13 protein-coding genes are annotated in these 16023 nt (G+C 70.2%); all 13 read right to left on the minus strand.

The genetic code is table 11. From position 1 onward, the window contains the following. Positions 1–83: 83 nt before the first annotated feature. A complete protein-coding gene (locus EUA94_RS03890; protein WP_165356787.1) occupies positions 84–755 on the minus strand; it encodes a hypothetical protein in 672 nt (223 codons plus the stop codon). Between the two features lie 478 nt (positions 756–1233). Beyond that, positions 1234–1593 (minus strand): RNA polymerase-binding protein RbpA, encoded by a 360-nt coding sequence (locus EUA94_RS03895; protein WP_129424898.1) that lies wholly within the window; start codon positions 1591–1593, stop codon positions 1234–1236. A gap of 28 nt (positions 1594–1621) precedes the next feature. Continuing rightward, entirely contained in the window at positions 1622–1861 is a 240-nt protein-coding gene (gene secG / locus EUA94_RS03900; RefSeq protein ID WP_129424900.1) for a preprotein translocase subunit SecG, read from the minus strand. A gap of 43 nt (positions 1862–1904) precedes the next feature. Further along, entirely contained in the window at positions 1905–2675 is a 771-nt protein-coding gene (tpiA, locus tag EUA94_RS03905; RefSeq protein WP_207210398.1) for a triose-phosphate isomerase, read from the minus strand. 32 nt (positions 2676–2707) lie between these two features. Next, positions 2708–3919 (minus strand): phosphoglycerate kinase, encoded by a 1212-nt coding sequence (locus tag EUA94_RS03910; RefSeq protein ID WP_129424904.1) that lies wholly within the window; start codon positions 3917–3919, stop codon positions 2708–2710. Between the two features lie 5 nt (positions 3920–3924). Next, entirely contained in the window at positions 3925–4920 is a 996-nt protein-coding gene (gene gap, locus EUA94_RS03915; RefSeq protein ID WP_129424906.1) for a type I glyceraldehyde-3-phosphate dehydrogenase, read from the minus strand. 215 nt (positions 4921–5135) lie between these two features. Beyond that, positions 5136–6122, minus strand: coding sequence for a DNA-binding protein WhiA (gene whiA, locus EUA94_RS03920; RefSeq protein ID WP_129424908.1), 987 nt, complete (start codon positions 6120–6122; stop codon positions 5136–5138). A 55-nt stretch (positions 6123–6177) separates the two neighbouring features. Beyond that, on the minus strand, positions 6178–7146 hold the full coding sequence (locus EUA94_RS03925) for a gluconeogenesis factor YvcK family protein (protein ID WP_129424910.1): 969 nt from the start codon (positions 7144–7146) through the stop codon (positions 6178–6180). A gap of 1 nt (position 7147) precedes the next feature. After that, a complete protein-coding gene (gene rapZ, locus EUA94_RS03930) occupies positions 7148–8017 on the minus strand; it encodes an RNase adapter RapZ (protein ID WP_129424912.1) in 870 nt (289 codons plus the stop codon). Between the two features lie 4 nt (positions 8018–8021). Then, positions 8022–10013 (minus strand): excinuclease ABC subunit UvrC, encoded by a 1992-nt coding sequence (uvrC, locus tag EUA94_RS03935; RefSeq protein ID WP_129424914.1) that lies wholly within the window; start codon positions 10011–10013, stop codon positions 8022–8024. 60 nt (positions 10014–10073) lie between these two features. Then, complete coding sequence (locus tag EUA94_RS03940) at positions 10074–12260, minus strand: hypothetical protein (protein WP_129424916.1); 2187 nt, start codon at positions 12258–12260, stop codon at positions 10074–10076. Positions 12261–12361: 101 nt separating this feature from the next. After that, positions 12362–12826, minus strand: coding sequence for a Rieske (2Fe-2S) protein (locus EUA94_RS03945; RefSeq protein WP_207210382.1), 465 nt, complete (start codon positions 12824–12826; stop codon positions 12362–12364). A gap of 106 nt (positions 12827–12932) precedes the next feature. Next, positions 12933–16001 (minus strand): excinuclease ABC subunit UvrA, encoded by a 3069-nt coding sequence (gene uvrA / locus EUA94_RS03950; protein WP_129424918.1) that lies wholly within the window; start codon positions 15999–16001, stop codon positions 12933–12935. Positions 16002–16023 lie beyond the last annotated feature (22 nt).

Consider the following 16023-nt stretch of genomic DNA (forward strand, 5'->3'; position numbering starts at 1 on the left):
GGGCACTTCGTGCCCGTCCTGACAGGTGACCGGGCACTTCGTGCCCGTCCTGACGGGTGAGCGGGCACTTCGTGCCCGTCCGCTCAACGCGAGAGGTCGATGTACGAGGTGTGTCGACCAGGCTGTGCCTTATCAGCTCGCATGAACCCATGTCTCAAGCGGTCGGCCGCCACCAGTTCTCTCCCATAGACGTGGACCTTGGTGAAGACGTCGATGTTCCAGTTGCGCCGTTCCTCGAGCCAGGCGATCCGGCCATCGTCGTGCACCCGCTCCTCCTCGCCATGGAACTGCTCGCCGAAGTACTCGCCGCCGTAGGAGACCTCGGAGTTGCCTACGTCGATGCGGTACTTCGGCGTGCCGTCGTCGTCGTACACCCAGATCTGCGTCTCGGGCGTCCCGATGTCGGCGTCGAACCAGTGCAGGCGCAGTGCGCTCTCGGGCTGTGACTCGGCCTTGCGATCTCCGAGCGGCGCGAGCTCGCGGAGCTGGAGAACGCCGCGAAAGCCCTTGAAGCGATCGATCTCGGCGAGCAACCTGTCATGGTCGAGGCCCTGACGCAGGAACCCGTCGATGGCACCGAGTGCATCGAAGCGCCACAACAACCGACCGAGGTCGCACGCAGTCCGGAGCTGGGAGGTCACCTGGAGGCCTTCGATCACCGTCAGGTCCCGTGGCTCGAAGGCTCGGATGCCGCTGGTGACGCCGGGGCGCCGCATCCGGCTGCCAGTGCTGCTGAAGAGGTCCAGCTCGGGCATCAAATGGATCGCGGAGCGAGGCAGCGCGTCAACCCCGTGGACCCAAGCGGCCGTACGGTCCACGACAACCGCGTGGTCGGGCACGATCAGCTTCAAGGCGCGCACACGCAACTTCAGCGAGTCCTCGACCTGACCGGCCACGAAGACGCCCCGGAGCAGAGGCCTGAGGAGCCCTCGCTCCACGAGTCGACGCCGGAGGCTTGCGCCGATGCCGAGGTCGTCGGCTTCGACAGCCGTGAACGGACGGTCCAACGGAACTGGCGCGTCGCTGCCAAGGAGGACAGCATCTCGAGCCCAGGGTGGCATGACGTGCATGCGACCACTGTGCCGCCTATGCACCTGACGCCGCTCGCGTCATCCACAGCCTCGGGCACGACGTGCCCGGTCACCTCGCCAAACGGGCACGAAGTGCCCGGTCACCTCGCCAGACGGGCACGAAGTGCCCGGTCACCCTGCCAGACGGGCACGAAGTGCCCGGTCAGAAGATGATCTCGCCGGCCTTGCGGCGGCTGCGGAGGAGGGCGACGGCCTCGTCAAGGATGTCGGCCGCCTCGGTCTCGCTGCGACGCTCCTTCACGTAGGCGAGGTGCGTCTTGTACGGCTCGATCTTCGGCGCCGGGGGCGGGTTCTCGCTGTCCAGGCTGGCCGGGAGGCCGCACTTGGGGCAGTCCCACGACTCGGGCACGTTGGCCTCGATGGCGAACGTCACGACCGAGCGGTGGTCGTGGCTGCAGAAGTAGGTGACGGTCTGCCGCGGCGCGGCATCACCGCGCTCGGCCTCACCCATCGGGCCCGCTCCGACCCGGCTACCCCGGATCGCGTTTCCAGCACCAGCCACGACGGCTCCTTCGAAAGAGTGGGGGGACTCAGTTGCCCGCGTAGGCCTTGAGAAGGCCCAGGGCGACGATGCATGCGAACCAGATGACGCCGACACCGACCGTGAACCGATCGAGGTTGCGCTCGGCAACCGACGATCCCCCCAGGCTGCTGGAGACGCCACCACCGAACATGTCGGAGAGGCCACCACCGCGGCCCTTGTGGAGCAGCACCAGCAGGATCATGATCGCGCTCGCTAGAACGAGCAGGACGGTGAACAGCAGAATCACGAGCGGAAGCCTACGTCACGACCACGGCGAAGTGAGCGGCGCCTCACAGCACGGGCATGTCGTAGAAGCGGCAGATGCCGCCGAACTCGTCGACCTGCAGGCTGGCGCCGCCGACGAGGCACCCGTCGACGTCGACCTTCTCCATGATCCCGCCCACGTTGGCGGCCTTGACCGAACCGCCGTAGAGGATCCGCAGCGAGTCGGCAGCGCCGTCGCCGTGCACCTCGCGTACGCGCTCGCGGATGGCCGCGCAGACCTCCTGCGCGTCGTCGGGCGTGGCCACCTCGCCGGTGCCGATGGCCCACACCGGCTCGTACGCCACGACGAGGCCGGCGACCTGCTCGGCGGTGAAGCCGTCGAGCGAGCCGTCGACCTGCGACAGCGTGAAGGGCACGTGCTCGCCTGCCTGGCGCACGTCGAGCCCCTCGCCCACGCACACGATCGGGGTCATCCCCGCCGCGAGTGACTTGTGAGCCTTGGCGTTGACCAGCTCGTCGCTCTCCTGGTGGTGCATCCGCCGCTCGGAGTGGCCGACCACGACGTAGGAGCAGCCCAGCTTGCTGAGCATCGCCGCGGAGATCTCACCCGTGTACGCGCCGTCGTCGTGGACGGACACGTCCTGCGCGCCGTAGCGGATCGACAGTCGGTCGCCGTCGACCATCGTCTGCACCGAGCGGATGTCGGTGAACGGCGGGACCACGACGACCTCGACCTTGCCGTAGTCGTGGCGCTTGTCGGACAGCGTCCAGGCGAGCTTCTGGACCATCACCACCGCTTCCTGGTGGTTGAGGTTCATCTTCCAGTTGCCCGCCATCAGCGGGGTGCGGTCGTTCTTCGGAGCCACGGTCAGTCCCTTTCGAGTACAGCGATGCCCGGGAGCTCCTTGCCCTCCAGGAACTCCAGCGAGGCGCCGCCGCCCGTGGAGATGTGGCCGAACGCGGCCTCGTCGAAGCCCAGCTGGCGTACGGCCGCGGCCGAGTCGCCGCCGCCGACGACGGAGAGGCCGTCCACCTCGGTCAGCGCCTGCGCGACGGCACGCGTGCCCTCGGCGAACGCGTCGACCTCGAAGACGCCCATCGGGCCGTTCCAGAACACCGTCTTCGCGTCGGCCAGCGCGGCCGCGAAGGCCCGCGCCGACTCGGGCCCGATGTCGAGACCGAGTGCGTCGGCCGGGATCTCGGTCGCGGGTACGACGCTGGGCTCGGGCGCGCGGTCGTCGGACGGGAACGCCGTGTCGACGACGACGTCGGTCGGCAGGACGATCTCGACGCCCCGGTCCGCGGCCTCTTCGAGGTAGCGGGTGCAGGTGTCGAGCTGGTCCTCCTCGAGCAGGCTCTTGCCGACCTCGTGGCCCTGGGCCTTGAGGAAGGTGAAGACCATGCCGCCACCGATGAGGATCTTGTCGGCCTTGTCGATCAGGTTGTCGATCACGCCGAGCTTGTCGGAGACCTTCGAGCCGCCGAGGACGACGACGTAGGGGCGCTCCGGGTGCTCGGTGAGCTTGCGCAGCACCTCGACCTCCGCAGCGACCAGGCCGCCCATCGCCGACGGCAGCCGGAGCGCGACGTCGTACACGCTGGCCTGCTTGCGGTGCACGACACCGAAGCCGTCGGAGACGAACGCGTCGGCCAGCTGCGCGAGCTGGTCGGCGAACGAGCCGCGGATGGCGTCGTCCTTGCTGGTCTCGCCGTCGTTGAAGCGGACGTTCTCGAGCACGGCGATGTCGCCGTCCTGGAGCCCGGCGACAGTCTCCGAGGCGCTCGCACCCACGGTGTCGGTCGCGAACGCCACGGGCCGCTCGAGCAGCTCGGAGAGCCGCGCGGCCACCGGCCCGAGGGAGTACTTCGGGTCCGGCGAGCCGTCGGGGCGGCCCAGGTGGGCGGTGACGACCACCCGGGCACCCGCGTCGGACAGCTGCGCGATCGTCGGGACGCTGGCGCGGATGCGGCCGTCGTCGGTGATGGTGGTGCCGTCGAGGGGCACGTTGAGGTCCGAGCGGACCAGGACGCGCTTGCCCGTCAGGTCACCCAGGGACTCGATGCCTGCAGTGGTCGACATCGTGGTCAGAGCGTCGCGCCGACGTGACCGATCAGGTCGACGAGGCGGTTGGAGTAGCCCCACTCGTTGTCGTACCAGCCGACGACCTTCACCTGGTTGCCGATGACCTTGGTCAGCGGGGCGTCGAAGATGCACGAGGCCGGGTCGGTGACGATGTCGGAGGACACGATCGGGTCGGTCGAGTACTTGAGGAAGACGCCGTCGGCGGCCTTCTCGATGATCGCGTTGACCTCCTCGACCGTGGTCTCACGGCCGGCCTCGAAGGTGAGGTCGGTGGCCGAGCCCGTCGGCACGGGCACGCGGAGCGCGAAGCCGTCGAGCTTGCCCTTGAGCTCGGGGAGCACGAGGCCGATGGCCTTGGCGGCACCGGTCGAGGTGGGGATGATGTTGAGCGCGGCCGCCCGGGCGCGACGCAGGTCCTTGTGGATGTTGTCCTGCAGGTTCTGGTCGGCGGTGTAGGCGTGGATGGTGGTCATCAGGCCCTTGACGATGCCGAGCTCGTCGTTGAGCGCCTTGGCCATCGGGCCGAGGCAGTTGGTCGTGCAGGACGCGTTGGAGATGACGTGGTGCGACGCTGCGTCGTAGTCCTCGTGGTTGACGCCCATCACGATGGTGATGTCCTCGTTGGAGGCGGGCGCCGAGATGATGACCTTCTTGGCGCCGGCGTCGATGTGGGCCTTGGCCTTGGTGGCGTCGGTGAAGAATCCGGTCGACTCGACGACGACGTCGACGTCGAGGTCGCCCCACGGGATGTTGGCGGGGTCGCGCTCGGCGAAGGCGCGGATGACCTGGTCGCCGACCTTGATCGAGGACTCGTCGCTCGACACGTCGGCGTCGAGGCGACCCAGGATCGAGTCGTACTTGAGCAGGTGCGCCAGCACCGCGTTGTCGGTGAGGTCGTTGACGCCGACGATCTCGATGTCGGCGCCCGAGGCGCGGACGGCGCGGAAGAAGTTGCGGCCGATGCGGCCGAAGCCGTTGATGCCTACGCGAACGGTCATGGGTGCATGTCTCCTTGGTGTGGGGCCTTCAGTGACCCCGTGGACAACTCTGGCCTTTGGTGACCGGCTCCGACCTTATCGGTTGCCGATGAGCCCGATGTGCGGAGTCTTCCGCGGTACGGACAGGTAACTTGGATCGTTCCAATACTCGGGACGAGCGTCACAACGGCGTACGTCGGGCGAGTCAGCGGCTCAGCTGGTTTCGCCCCGACTGCTCAAGCATCCTCGGCGAGCATTTCCGGGGTCAGCGACGACTCGGTGTCGGGGATGCCGAGCTCCTCGGCGCGCTTGTCGGCCATCGCGAGCAGGCGACGGATGCGCCCGGCGATCGCGTCCTTGGTCAGCACCGGCTCGTGGAGCTGGCCGAGCTCCTCCAGGGAGGCCTGCTTGTGCTCGAGGCGGAGGTGGCCGGCCTGGCGGAGGTGGTCGGGGATCTCGTCGCTGAGGATCTCGAGCGCCCGCTCCACCCGGGCCCCGGCGGCGACCGCGGCGCGCGCCGAGCGGCGCAGGTTGGCGTCGTCGAAGTTGGCCAGGCGGTTGGCGGTCGCGCGCACCTCGCGGCGCATCCGGCGCTCCTCCCACGCCATCAGCGACTCGTGGGCGCCGAGGCGGGTCAGCAGGGCGCCGATGGCGTCGCCGTCGCGGATGACGACCCGGTCGACGCCGCGCACCTCGCGTGCCTTGGCCGAGATGCCGAGCCGGCGGGCGACACCCACGATCGCGAGGGCCGCCTCGGGGCCGGGGCAGGTGATCTCGAGCGACGACGAGCGACCGGGCTCGGTGAGCGACCCGTGGGCCAGGAACGCACCGCGCCAGGCGGCCACGGCGTCACAGCCGCCGCCACTGACGACAGCAGGCGGCAGACCGCGTACGGGGCGACCGCGCTGGTCGAGCAGGCCGGTCTGCCGGGCGAGCGCCTCACCGTCCTTGGTGACCCGGACGATGTAGCGGCTGCCCTTGCGGATGCCGTTGCCCTGCACCATCACGACGTCGGAGGGGTGGCCGTAGACCTCGGAGATGTCCTTGCGCAGCCGGCGGGCCGCCGCACCCGTGTCGAGCTCGGCCTCGACCACGATCCGACCACTCACGATGTGGAGACCGCCCGCGAATCGGAGCATCGAGGCGACCTCGGCCTTGCGGCAGCAGGTCTTGGTGATCTGGGTGGAGGCGAGCTCGGCCTTCACCTGTGCCGTCATTGCCATGGACGGAATCCTGCCATGCTGGTCAACGACCCTCGACCGGCGAGGTGGAGACGCCTCAGCTGCCCTCGACGATGCGCCCGAAAGCGGCCGCGAGCAGGTCGGGATCGTGCCGTGGCTCCCCCGGTACGGCGATGTCCTCGACGACCAGCCGGGCACCCCGGTCGGCGACGACCTTCTCCAGCCGCTCGCGGTCGCCGCCCACGGCCGAGGAGTCCACGAGGACGGCGTGCACGGTGAGGTCGGGGGCGTGCTCGTAGAGCACCGCGAGGTGGTCGGCCGGCCCGAAACCGGTCGTCTCCCCCGCCTGTGCCTCGAGGTTGAGCACGACGATGAGCCGACCCTCGGTCTCGGCCAGCGCGCGCCGCAGTCCCGGCACCATCAGGTGCGGGATGACCGAGGAGAACCACGATCCCGGCCCCAGCACGACCCACTCGGCCGCGCGGATGGCCGCCATCGCCTCCTCGCAGGCCTCGGGATCCTCGGGGACGAGCGCGACGGACTCGATCTGGCCGTCGGTCGTGGCGACCTCGACCTGGCCGCGGACGACGGTGATGTCGTCCGGGCGTGCGGGATCGGCGCCCCGCACCCGTGCGGAGATGTCCATCGGCGTGGTCGCCATCGGGAGCACCCGGCCGTGGGCGCCGAGGAGGCGCCCCACCCAGTCGAGCGCGCGGACGTGGTCACCCATCAGCTCCCACAGCGACACGATCAGGAGGTTGCCGACGACGTGCCCCTGCATCTCGCCCTCACCAGCGAAACGGTGCTGCAGGACGTCGGCCCACGTCCGGCCCCACTCGTCATCGCCACAGAGGGCGGCGAGCGCCATCCGCAGGTCTCCCGGAGGGAGCACCCCGAACTCGCCCCGCAGCCGGCCCGACGAGCCGCCGTTGTCGGCGACGGTCACGACTGCCGTCAGGTCGTCGATCGTGAGGTCGTCGTGGAGCCGGCGGAGTGCGGACAGGGTGGCGAACAGTCCGTGCCCGCCGCCCAGGGCGACCGCGGCCTGCGCGGTCCCGCGGGCCACGTCACTCCCTGCCGAGGTCGCGGTGGGCGGTCCGTACGTCGTAGCCGCCGTCGCGGAGCCGCGCGGCGATCGCCTCCGTCATGGCCACGCTGCGGTGCTTGCCGCCGGTGCAGCCCACGGCGACCTGCATGAACCGCTTGCCCTCGCGGACGTAGCCCTCGGCGACCGTGCCGAGGACGGGGAGGTACTGCTCCAGGAAGGTGCTGGCACCGGGTTGGGACAGGACGTAGTCGGCGACGGCGGAGTCCCGACCGTTCTGCGGTCGCAGCTCGGGCACCCAGTGGGGGTTGGGCAGGAACCGCATGTCGGCCACCCAGTCGGCGTCCACGGGGATGCCGTACTTGAAGCCGAAGCTGATCACCGTCACCTTGAGCCGCGTCGAGGCCGCGGTGCCGAAGAGCTCGGCGATGCGGTCCTGCAGCTCGTGGACGTTGAAGTTCGAGGTGTCGAGCAGCACGTCGGCGTCGCCGCGGATGTCGGCCATCGCGACCCGCTCGCGCTGGAGGCCGTGGAGCAGGCGACCGCTGCCCTGGAGCGGGTGCGGCCGGCGGGCCGCCTCCTGCCGGCGCACGAGGACGTCCTCGGTGGCCTCGAGGAACAGCAGCGTCGTCGGGCGCCCGGTGACCTGCTGGTGCCGGTTGGCCTGGAGGGAGTCGAAGAACGAGCCCGACCGTACGTCGACCACGACCGCGATCGGCTGGTCGATGCCGCGGCTGTCGTCGACGAGCCGCACGACGTCGCGCACCAGCGTCGGTGGGAGGTTGTCGACCACGAAGTAGCCGAGGTCCTCGAGCTCCTTGGCGGCCGTGCTGCGGCCGGCACCGGTCATCCCGGTGACGATCACCAGCTCGCCGGGTGTCGCCTCGACCATGTCCTCAGTCCTCCTCGAGCAGCTCGCCGGTGGCCGTGTTGACCCGCGGCTGGGACGCAGTCTTGCGGGTCGCGTCGGCCTTCGCGACCGCATCCTTGATCGCCGTCGCCGTCCGCGGGCCGATGCCCGGCACGAGCGCGATCGCGTCGGGCTCGGCCTCGCGCAGCTTCTTGAGCGACCCGAAGTGCTTGAGCAGCGTCTTGCGGCGGACCTCGCCGAGGCCGGGCACGTCGTCGAGCATGCTCTCGACCATCGACTTGGAGCGGCGGCCGCGGTGGTGGTTGATCGCGAAGCGGTGGGCCTCGTCGCGGATCCGCTGCAGCAGGTAGAGGCCCTCGCTGGTGCGCGCCATGATCACCGGGTCCTCCTCCCCCGGCAGCCACACCTCCTCGAGCCGCTTGGCCAACCCGCAGACCGGGATGTCGTTGACGCCGAGCTCGGCGAGCGCCTGCTGGGCGGCGGCCACCTGGGGCGGGCCGCCGTCGACCACGACGAGCGAGGGGGCGTACGCGAACTTGCGCGGGCGACCTGTTTCAGGATCGACGAGCATGGGGCCGGAGTCGGTCGCCACCGTCTCGCTCCGCGCCTGCTCGTCGAGCAGTCGCTTGAACCGTCGGGTGATCACCTCGTGCATGGACGCGACGTCGTTCTGCCCGTCGACGCCGCGGATGACGAAGCGCCGGTACTCCGACTTGCGGGACAGGCCGTCCTCGAAGACGACCATCGACGCGACCACCTCGGTGCCCTGGAGGTTGGAGACGTCGTAGCACTCGATGCGCAGCGGCACCTCGTCGAGGGCGAGCGCCTTCTGGATCTCCTCGAGCGCGCGGTTGCGGGTGGTGAGGTCGCTGGCGCGCTTGGTCTTGTGGAGCGCGAGCGCCTGCGCGGCGTTGTTGGCGACGGTCTGCTGCAGGTCGCGCTTGTCACCGCGCTGCGGCACCCGGATCGCCACCTTGCTCCCCCGCCGCTCGGACAGCAGCTCCTCCAGCACGCCGGCGTCCGGCGGGAGCATCGGCACCAGCACCTCGCGCGGGATCGTGTCCCCGCTGTCGTCGTGGCCGACGCCGCCGTAGAGCTGCAGCAGGAAGTCCTGGACGAGCTCGGGCGTGCCGCCCTCGTCCATCCGGTCGGCCACCCAGCCTCGCTGACCGCGGATCCGGCCGCCCCGGACGTAGAAGATCTGGACAGCCACCTCGAGCGGGTCCTCGACGAGGGCGATCACGTCGGCGTCGGCGCCGTCGCCCAGCACGACCGCCTGCTTCTCCAGGGCCCGCTCCATGGCGCCGAGGTCGTCGCGCAGCCGAGCGGCCTTCTCGAAGTCGAGCGCCTCGCTGGCGGCGTACATCTCCTTGCGGATCCGCGCCATGAACGGCTTGGTCTGGCCGCCCATGAAGTCGCAGAAGTCGTCGACGATGCGGCGGTGCTCCTCCTCGGAGACGTTGCCGACGCAGGGGGCCGAGCACTTGTCGATGTAGCCGAGGAGGCACGGCCGGCCGATCTGCGCCGAGCGCTTGAAGACGCCGTTGGAGCACGAGCGCATCGGGAAGACGCGCAGCAGGATGTCGACGGTCTCGCGGATGGCCCAGGCGTGGCTGTAGGGGCCGAAGTAGCGGGTGCCCTTGCGCTTGGCGCCGCGCCCGACCATCACGCGCGGGAACTCGTCGCCGACCGTGACCGCGAGCCACGGGTAGGACTTGTCGTCGCGGTACTTGACGTTGAAGCGCGGGTCGAACTCCTTGATCCAGCTGTACTCCAGCTGAAGCGCCTCGACCTCGGTGTCGACGACGGTCCACTCGACGCTGGCGCCGGTGCTGACCATGGTCGCCGTACGGGGGTGCAGGTTGCCGATGTCCTGGAAGTAGGACGACAGGCGAGCGCGCAGGCTCTTGGCCTTGCCGACGTAGATCACGCGACCCTTGGCGTCGCGGAACCGGTAGACCCCCGGGCGGGTGGGAATCGACCCGGGCGCGGGTCGATAGGAGCTCGGCGTGGCCACCCGCCAACCCTACGGGCGGCCCCCGACACCGGAGGCCGCCCGGGTGGGCTCAGCCGAGCGTCACTTGATCTTCGTGGCCCGCGACGTCGCGCTGGCCTTCTTGAACGCCTTCTTGGTCCCGGTGACCTTGACCTTGAGCTTGTCGCCCTTCAGCGAGCGGGTGATGCGGAGCTTCTTGCCCGTGGCACCGCGGATCGCCAACTTGTCGGAGAACCACTGGTAGCGGAACTTCGTCCCGTTGGTCCAGCCCGACGTCCGCGCCACGACGCGCTTGCCCACCTTGGCCTTGCCGCCGATCGTGGGCCGCGGCGAGGCCAGCTTGCCGATGCGCACCTTGCGCGTGGACTCCGACCGCGAGTAGTCGTTCGTCGCGAACCCGGTCGCGCGGGGATACTCCAGGACCTGGATCCTCTTGCCGAGGTCCTTGGCCGTCAGCCGGTACGTCGCCGCCGTGGCGCCCTTGATGGCCTTGCCGTTGCGCGTCCACTTGTATGTCGGCGCGTAGCCGGCGGGCTTGTCGCCGAAGTAGTCCACCCAGTCGAGGCCGAGCGCGGTCAGCGTCTGGCCGACGCGCGCCTTGCCGCTGATCTCGGCGTAGCGGCGCTCACCGCTGGCGTACCAGTCCGCCGGAGCCACCACCTGGGAAGCCTGGGCCTGGGGACTCGGGTCGCGGCCCACGGCGTAGCCCGTGGCGATGACGCCGAGCGTCCCACCGGCCATCCCCGGGGACGGGGTGTACGTCGAGTCGTCGGCCTGCGGGATCGCCTGACCGTTGAAGGTCCACTGGTAGCGAGCCGCGGTGGCGCCGGGGATCGAGACCGACGCCGTCACCTGGCGGTTGACGGTGGGGGCGCCGATGGTCACAGAGCCGGCAGGGAGCGGCGGCTTGGCCGTCCTGTCGATCCGGACCGTGTTGGCTCCGGTCGCCGTCAGCGTGACGCTGGCGCCCTGGTTGGTCCAGGTCTCGTTCAGCTGCAGCGAGCCATCGCCACCGGAGGTGCCGACCAGGTAGGCGCCGCGCAGGGCGTCCTCGCGCTCGATGACCAGGCCGGGCCGATAGCCCTGCCCGAACTTGCCGCCCGTGTAGTTGCACGTGTCCGGCGCGGAGTAGCAGGTGCCGGCGTCCGCACCGGCACCGTCGCGGTAGTCGACGAAGTAGCGCTTGCCGTCGTCGGGGTTGATGAAGTGGACCCCGCGCTGGCCGCTCGCCGAGGCGCGCGGAGCAAGCGTGAAGGTGCCGCCGGCAGAGCCGTCGACCGCCTCACCGGCGGCGAGGATGCCCTGCTCCATGCGGTAGATCGTGCCGAGCGCGGGGCTGAGGCGGTTGACGACCGACGTGCCCATCACCTCGTAGAGGTCGCCGTACTCGATGTCGTTGTTGGCGTGCTGCAGGCCGACGTTGTGGCCGTACTCGTGCTCGAGGACGGTGCGGAAGCCCGTGCCCGCGTTGGCCTCGATGATCACCGGTCCGCCGTTGGCCAGCGAGGTGCCGAGGCGGCCGCGGCCGCTGGCCTCGCCGGCGCCGCACCCGTCGGGCACCACAACCACGAGGTGGTTCGGCGAGCGGCCGGAGAAGTCCACGCCGGGGAAGGCCTGTCCGGCCACATCCGCGGCGATCTCGCTGAAGCCGTCGCCGTTGTTGCGGAGGCCGCAGCCCGCCTCGAACGAGCTCGCGCCCGAGGTGACCGGGGCGATTCCGGAGGCGGTGGTCCAGGTCGGGATCACCCCGCCGGACTGACCGACCCACCACTGCTGGGCCTGGCCGAGCCCGTCGAGGATCTGCTGGTCGGTCTGCTTGAAGTCGGCACCCCAGTTGACGATCCGGGCGACGTACGTCGTGTGGGCCGTGGCCGCCGCCGACGGGGCGCGCGCGGCGACCCGGGAGTCGACGACGGTGAGCGGGGTGCCGGACGAGGCCGCCCGGGCGAGCGTCCGCGACCGCAGCGAGCCGGTGAGCGTACGACCGCTGCCGGCGCCGGGCAGCGCGACCGTCCCGGCGAACCGGGACAGCGGCTCGGCGGTGAAGCCCTCGGCGAGTTCGACGGTGCGACCCGACGGCAGCAGCAGCGAGTAGCGGTCCGGGTTGCCGTCCTCGCCGGCCAGCACGACGACCGTGCCGCGGACCTCGACGGTGTCGCGCGTCGGGGCGGGCTGCGCGGATGCCGCGCCCTGCGCCGGCGCCAGGAGGGCGGCGGTGACGGCGGCGGCCGTCGCGATGGTGGTGCTTCGAACAACCCGACGTGACATGTGGTGCTCCCCCTGTGCGCGCGCCCACTGGTCAGGGCGTGTCGGGAGCATCATGTCTCCGCGCTGGCCTCCTCAAACCCTCGGGGACCAGCCGGCCGGTCCTACGCCTGGGAGATCGAGTCCCCGTCGACGGTGATCTTCACCGCGGCGAGCGCGGCACTGGCCGGCCCGGACTGGGGCGAGCCGTCGTCCAGGGAGAACTTGCTGCCGTGGCACGGGCACGGGATGTCGCCCTCGGTGCTCGTCTCCACCAGGCAGCCCTGGTGGGTGCACACGGCGGTGAACGCCTTGAAGTCGCCCTCGGTCGGCTGGGTCAGGACGATCTTGGAAGCCGCGACCACGAAGCAGCCGCCGACCGGCACGTCGGAGGTGCTGGCGAGCGCCGCGCCACCCCCGGAGGACCCGGTGTCCTCGCTCGGCGAGGACGACTCCTCGGAGGGAGCGCTCGAGGAGGACGGGTCGGTGGCGGTCGAGGTGGAGTCGTCGCCGCACGCGGCCAGCAGCGGGACACCGACGGCCACTGCTGCGGATCCGGAGAGGGCACGTCGTCGGTTGATGGCGGTCATGCGGGGTCCCCGCGGCGTTCTTCGGGGGAGCGGAGCGGAGGAGATGAACGTCGTGGGGTGCTCATGCGGTCAGAGACTAGCCAGAGGACCTGTGAGGACCCTGTGACTACTTCTTCGTCGACCTCGTCGCGACGGCCTTCTTGGCGACAGCCTTCTTGGCAGGCGCCTTCTTGGCAGCGGCCTTCTTGGCCGGAGCGTGGGCTGCCGCCGCCTTCTTGGCCGCCCGCTCCGCCGCCGCCACCTTCTTGGCCGCGGCCTTGGTGATCGGCCGGGTGACCTCGACCGGCTTGACCTTGCCGCGGGGCTGCTTGGCCCCGCGCCCCTCGAGGATCGGCTTGAGGAAGGCGCCGGTGTAGCTCGCGCCGACTGCCGCGACCTCCTCGGGCGTGCCCTCGGCCACGACGTAGCCACCGCGCGACCCGCCCTCGGGACCCATGTCGATGAGCCAGTCGGCGGTCTTGATGACGTCGAGGTTGTGCTCGATCACGAGCACGGTGTTGCCCTTGTCGACGAGGCCGGAGAGCACGTGGAGGAGCTTGCGGATGTCCTCGAAGTGGAGGCCGGTGGTCGGCTCGTCGAGGACGTAGACCGTGCGGCCGGTCGAGCGCTTCTGGAGCTCGCTCGCGAGCTTGACGCGCTGGGCCTCGCCGCCGGAGAGGGTGGTGGCCGGCTGGCCGAGACGGACGTAGCCGAGCCCGACCTCACCGAGCGTCGTCATGTGGCGCGCGATCGGCGGGACGGCGGCGAAGAAGTCGGCCGCCTCCTCGATCGGCATGTCGAGGACCTCGGCGATGGTCTTGCCCTTGTAGTGGACCTCGAGCGTCTCGCGGTTGTAGCGGGCTCCGTGGCAGACCTCGCACGGGACGTAGACGTCCGGCAGGAAGTTCATCTCGATCTTGATCGTGCCGTCGCCCGCGCACGCCTCGCAGCGCCCGCCCTTGACGTTGAAGGAGAACCGACCCTGGAGGTAGCCGCGCATCTTGGCCTCCGGGGTGGAGGCGAAGAGGCGACGGACGTGGTCGAAGACGCCGGTGTACGTCGCCGGGTTGGAGCGCGGGGTGCGACCGATCGGCGACTGGTCGACATGGATGACCTTGTCGACGTGCTCGAGGCCGGTGATCTTGGTGTGGCGGCCCGGCACTGATCGGGCGTTGTAGATCTGCTTGGCCAGCGACGTGTAGAGGATGTCGTTGACGAGCGTCGACTTGCCGGAACCCGAGACGCCGGTGACGGCGGTGAAGACACCGAGCGGGAAGCTGACGTCGACGTCCTGCAGGTTGTGCTCGCGCGCCCCGTGGACGGTCAGCTCGCGACCGACGGTGCGCGGGCGGCGTACGGCCGGGATCGGGATCTCGCGCCGACCGCTGAGGTACTGGCCGGTGATCGAGTCGGGGTGGGTGAGCAGGTCCTCGACCGAGCCGGAGTGGACGACCTGGCCGCCGTGCTCGCCGGCGCCCGGGCCGATGTCGACGACCCAGTCGGCGACGCGCACGGTGTCCTCGTCGTGCTCGACGACGATCAGGGTGTTGCCGAGGTCCTTGAGCCGGAGCAGGGTCTCGATCAGCCGGTGGTTGTCGCGCTGGTGGAGGCCGATCGAGGGCTCGTCGAGGACGTAGAGCACGCCGACGAGGCCGGCGCCGATCTGCGTCGCGAGCCGGATGCGCTGGGCCTCGCCGCCGGACAGCGAGCCGCTGGGCCGGTCGAGCGAGAGGTAGTCGAGGCCGACGTCGAGCAGGAACCGCAGGCGCTCCTGGATCTCCTTGAGCACCCGCTCACCGATCTGGCGCTCACGGGCGGAGAGCTCGACGGTGCGGAGGTAGTCGGCCGTCTCGTCGATCGACATCGCGCAGACCTCGGCGATGTTCTTGCCGCCCTGGTCCTTGGCGCCGAGGGTCACCGACACCGAGACCGGCTTGAGCCGGGTGCCCTGGCAGGCGGGGCACGGGACCTCGCGCATGAAGCCCTCGAACCGCTCGCGGCTCGTGTCGGACTCCGCCTCCTTGTGGCGACGCTCGACATAGGGGCGGACGCCCTCGAACGCGGCGTAGTAGGCGCGCTCGCGGCCGTAGCGGTTCTTCGTGACGACGTGGACCTTGGTCTTGTGGCCCTCGAGGAGCGACGTACGTGCGGTGGGCGAGAGCTTGTCCCACGGGGTGTTGAGGTCGAAGCCGAGCTCCTCGCCGAGCGCGTTGACCAGGCGGAGGAAGTAGTCGGCGACGTGGGCGCCGCTCCACGGCGCGATCGCGCCCTCGCCGAGGGTGGCGCCGGCGTCGGGGATCACCAGCTCCGGGTCGACCTCCATCTTGGTGCCGAGGCCGGAGCACACCGTGCAGGCGCCGAAGGGCGAGTTGAAGGAGAACGACCGGGGCTCGAGGTCGTCGGTGTCGATGGCGTGGTCATTGGGGCACGACATCTTCTCGGAGAACTTCATCTCCCGGCCGGGGTCCTTGGCGTCGAGGTCGACGAAGTCGAACGCGACCAGCCCGCCGGCGAGCCCGAGCGCGGTCTCGACCGAGTCGGTGAGCCGGCGCTTGGAGGACTCCTTGACCGCGAGGCGGTCGATCACGACCTCGATCGTGTGCTTGAGCTTCTTGTCGAGCGTCGGCGGCTCGTCGAGCCCGTAGGTCTCGCCGTCGACGCGCGCGCGGCTGAACCCCTGCTGCTGCAGCTGGCGGAACAGCTCGACGTACTCCCCCTTGCGACCGCGGATGACGGGCGCGAGCACCTGGAAGCGCCGACCTTCCTCGAGGCCGAGGATCCGGTCGACGATCTGCTGCGGCGTCTGCCGCTCGATCGGGGCGCCGCAGGTCGGGCAGTGGGCGCGACCGGCGCGGGCGTAGAGCAGGCGGAGATAGTCGTAGACCTCGGTGATCGTGCCAACCGTGGAGCGCGGGTTCTTGGAGGTCGACTTCTGGTCGATGCTGACCGCGGGGCTCAGGCCCTCGATGAAGTCGACGTCGGGCTTGTCCATCTGGCCGAGGAACTGGCGGGCGTACGCCGACAGCGACTCGACGTAGCGGCGCTGGCCCTCGGCGAAGATCGTGTCGAACGCGAGGCTGGACTTGCCCGACCCGGAGAGTCCGGTGAACACGATGAGGGAGTCGCGCGGGAGGTCGAGCGAGACGTCCTTCAGGTTGTGCTCACGGGCGCCCCGGATGATGAGCTGGTCGGCCACTGTGGTCCTCTGTCTGGTCCTT

It is taken from the genome of Nocardioides zhouii (assembly GCF_004137345.1).
In the GTDB taxonomy this organism is placed as follows: domain Bacteria; phylum Actinomycetota; class Actinomycetes; order Propionibacteriales; family Nocardioidaceae; genus Nocardioides; species Nocardioides zhouii.

What these genes read in the sequence shown, in the direction of transcription:
- EUA94_RS03890 (WP_165356787.1), bottom strand. Translation starts at nt 755, where the DNA reads ATGCCCGAGCTGGACCTCTTCAGCAGCACTGGCAGCCGGATGCGGCGC.
- tpiA (WP_207210398.1), bottom strand. Translation starts at nt 2,675, where the DNA reads ATGGCGGGCAACTGGAAGATGAACCTCAACCACCAGGAAGCGGTGGTG.
- EUA94_RS03910 (WP_129424904.1), bottom strand. Translation starts at nt 3,919, where the DNA reads ATGTCGACCACTGCAGGCATCGAGTCCCTGGGTGACCTGACGGGCAAG.
- gap (WP_129424906.1), bottom strand. Translation starts at nt 4,920, where the DNA reads ATGACCGTTCGCGTAGGCATCAACGGCTTCGGCCGCATCGGCCGCAAC.
- whiA (WP_129424908.1), bottom strand. Translation starts at nt 6,122, where the DNA reads ATGGCAATGACGGCACAGGTGAAGGCCGAGCTCGCCTCCACCCAGATC.
- rapZ (WP_129424912.1), bottom strand. Translation starts at nt 8,017, where the DNA reads ATGGTCGAGGCGACACCCGGCGAGCTGGTGATCGTCACCGGGATGACC.
- EUA94_RS03940 (WP_129424916.1), bottom strand. Translation starts at nt 12,260, where the DNA reads ATGTCACGTCGGGTTGTTCGAAGCACCACCATCGCGACGGCCGCCGCC.
- EUA94_RS03945 (WP_207210382.1), bottom strand. Translation starts at nt 12,826, where the DNA reads ATGACCGCCATCAACCGACGACGTGCCCTCTCCGGATCCGCAGCAGTG.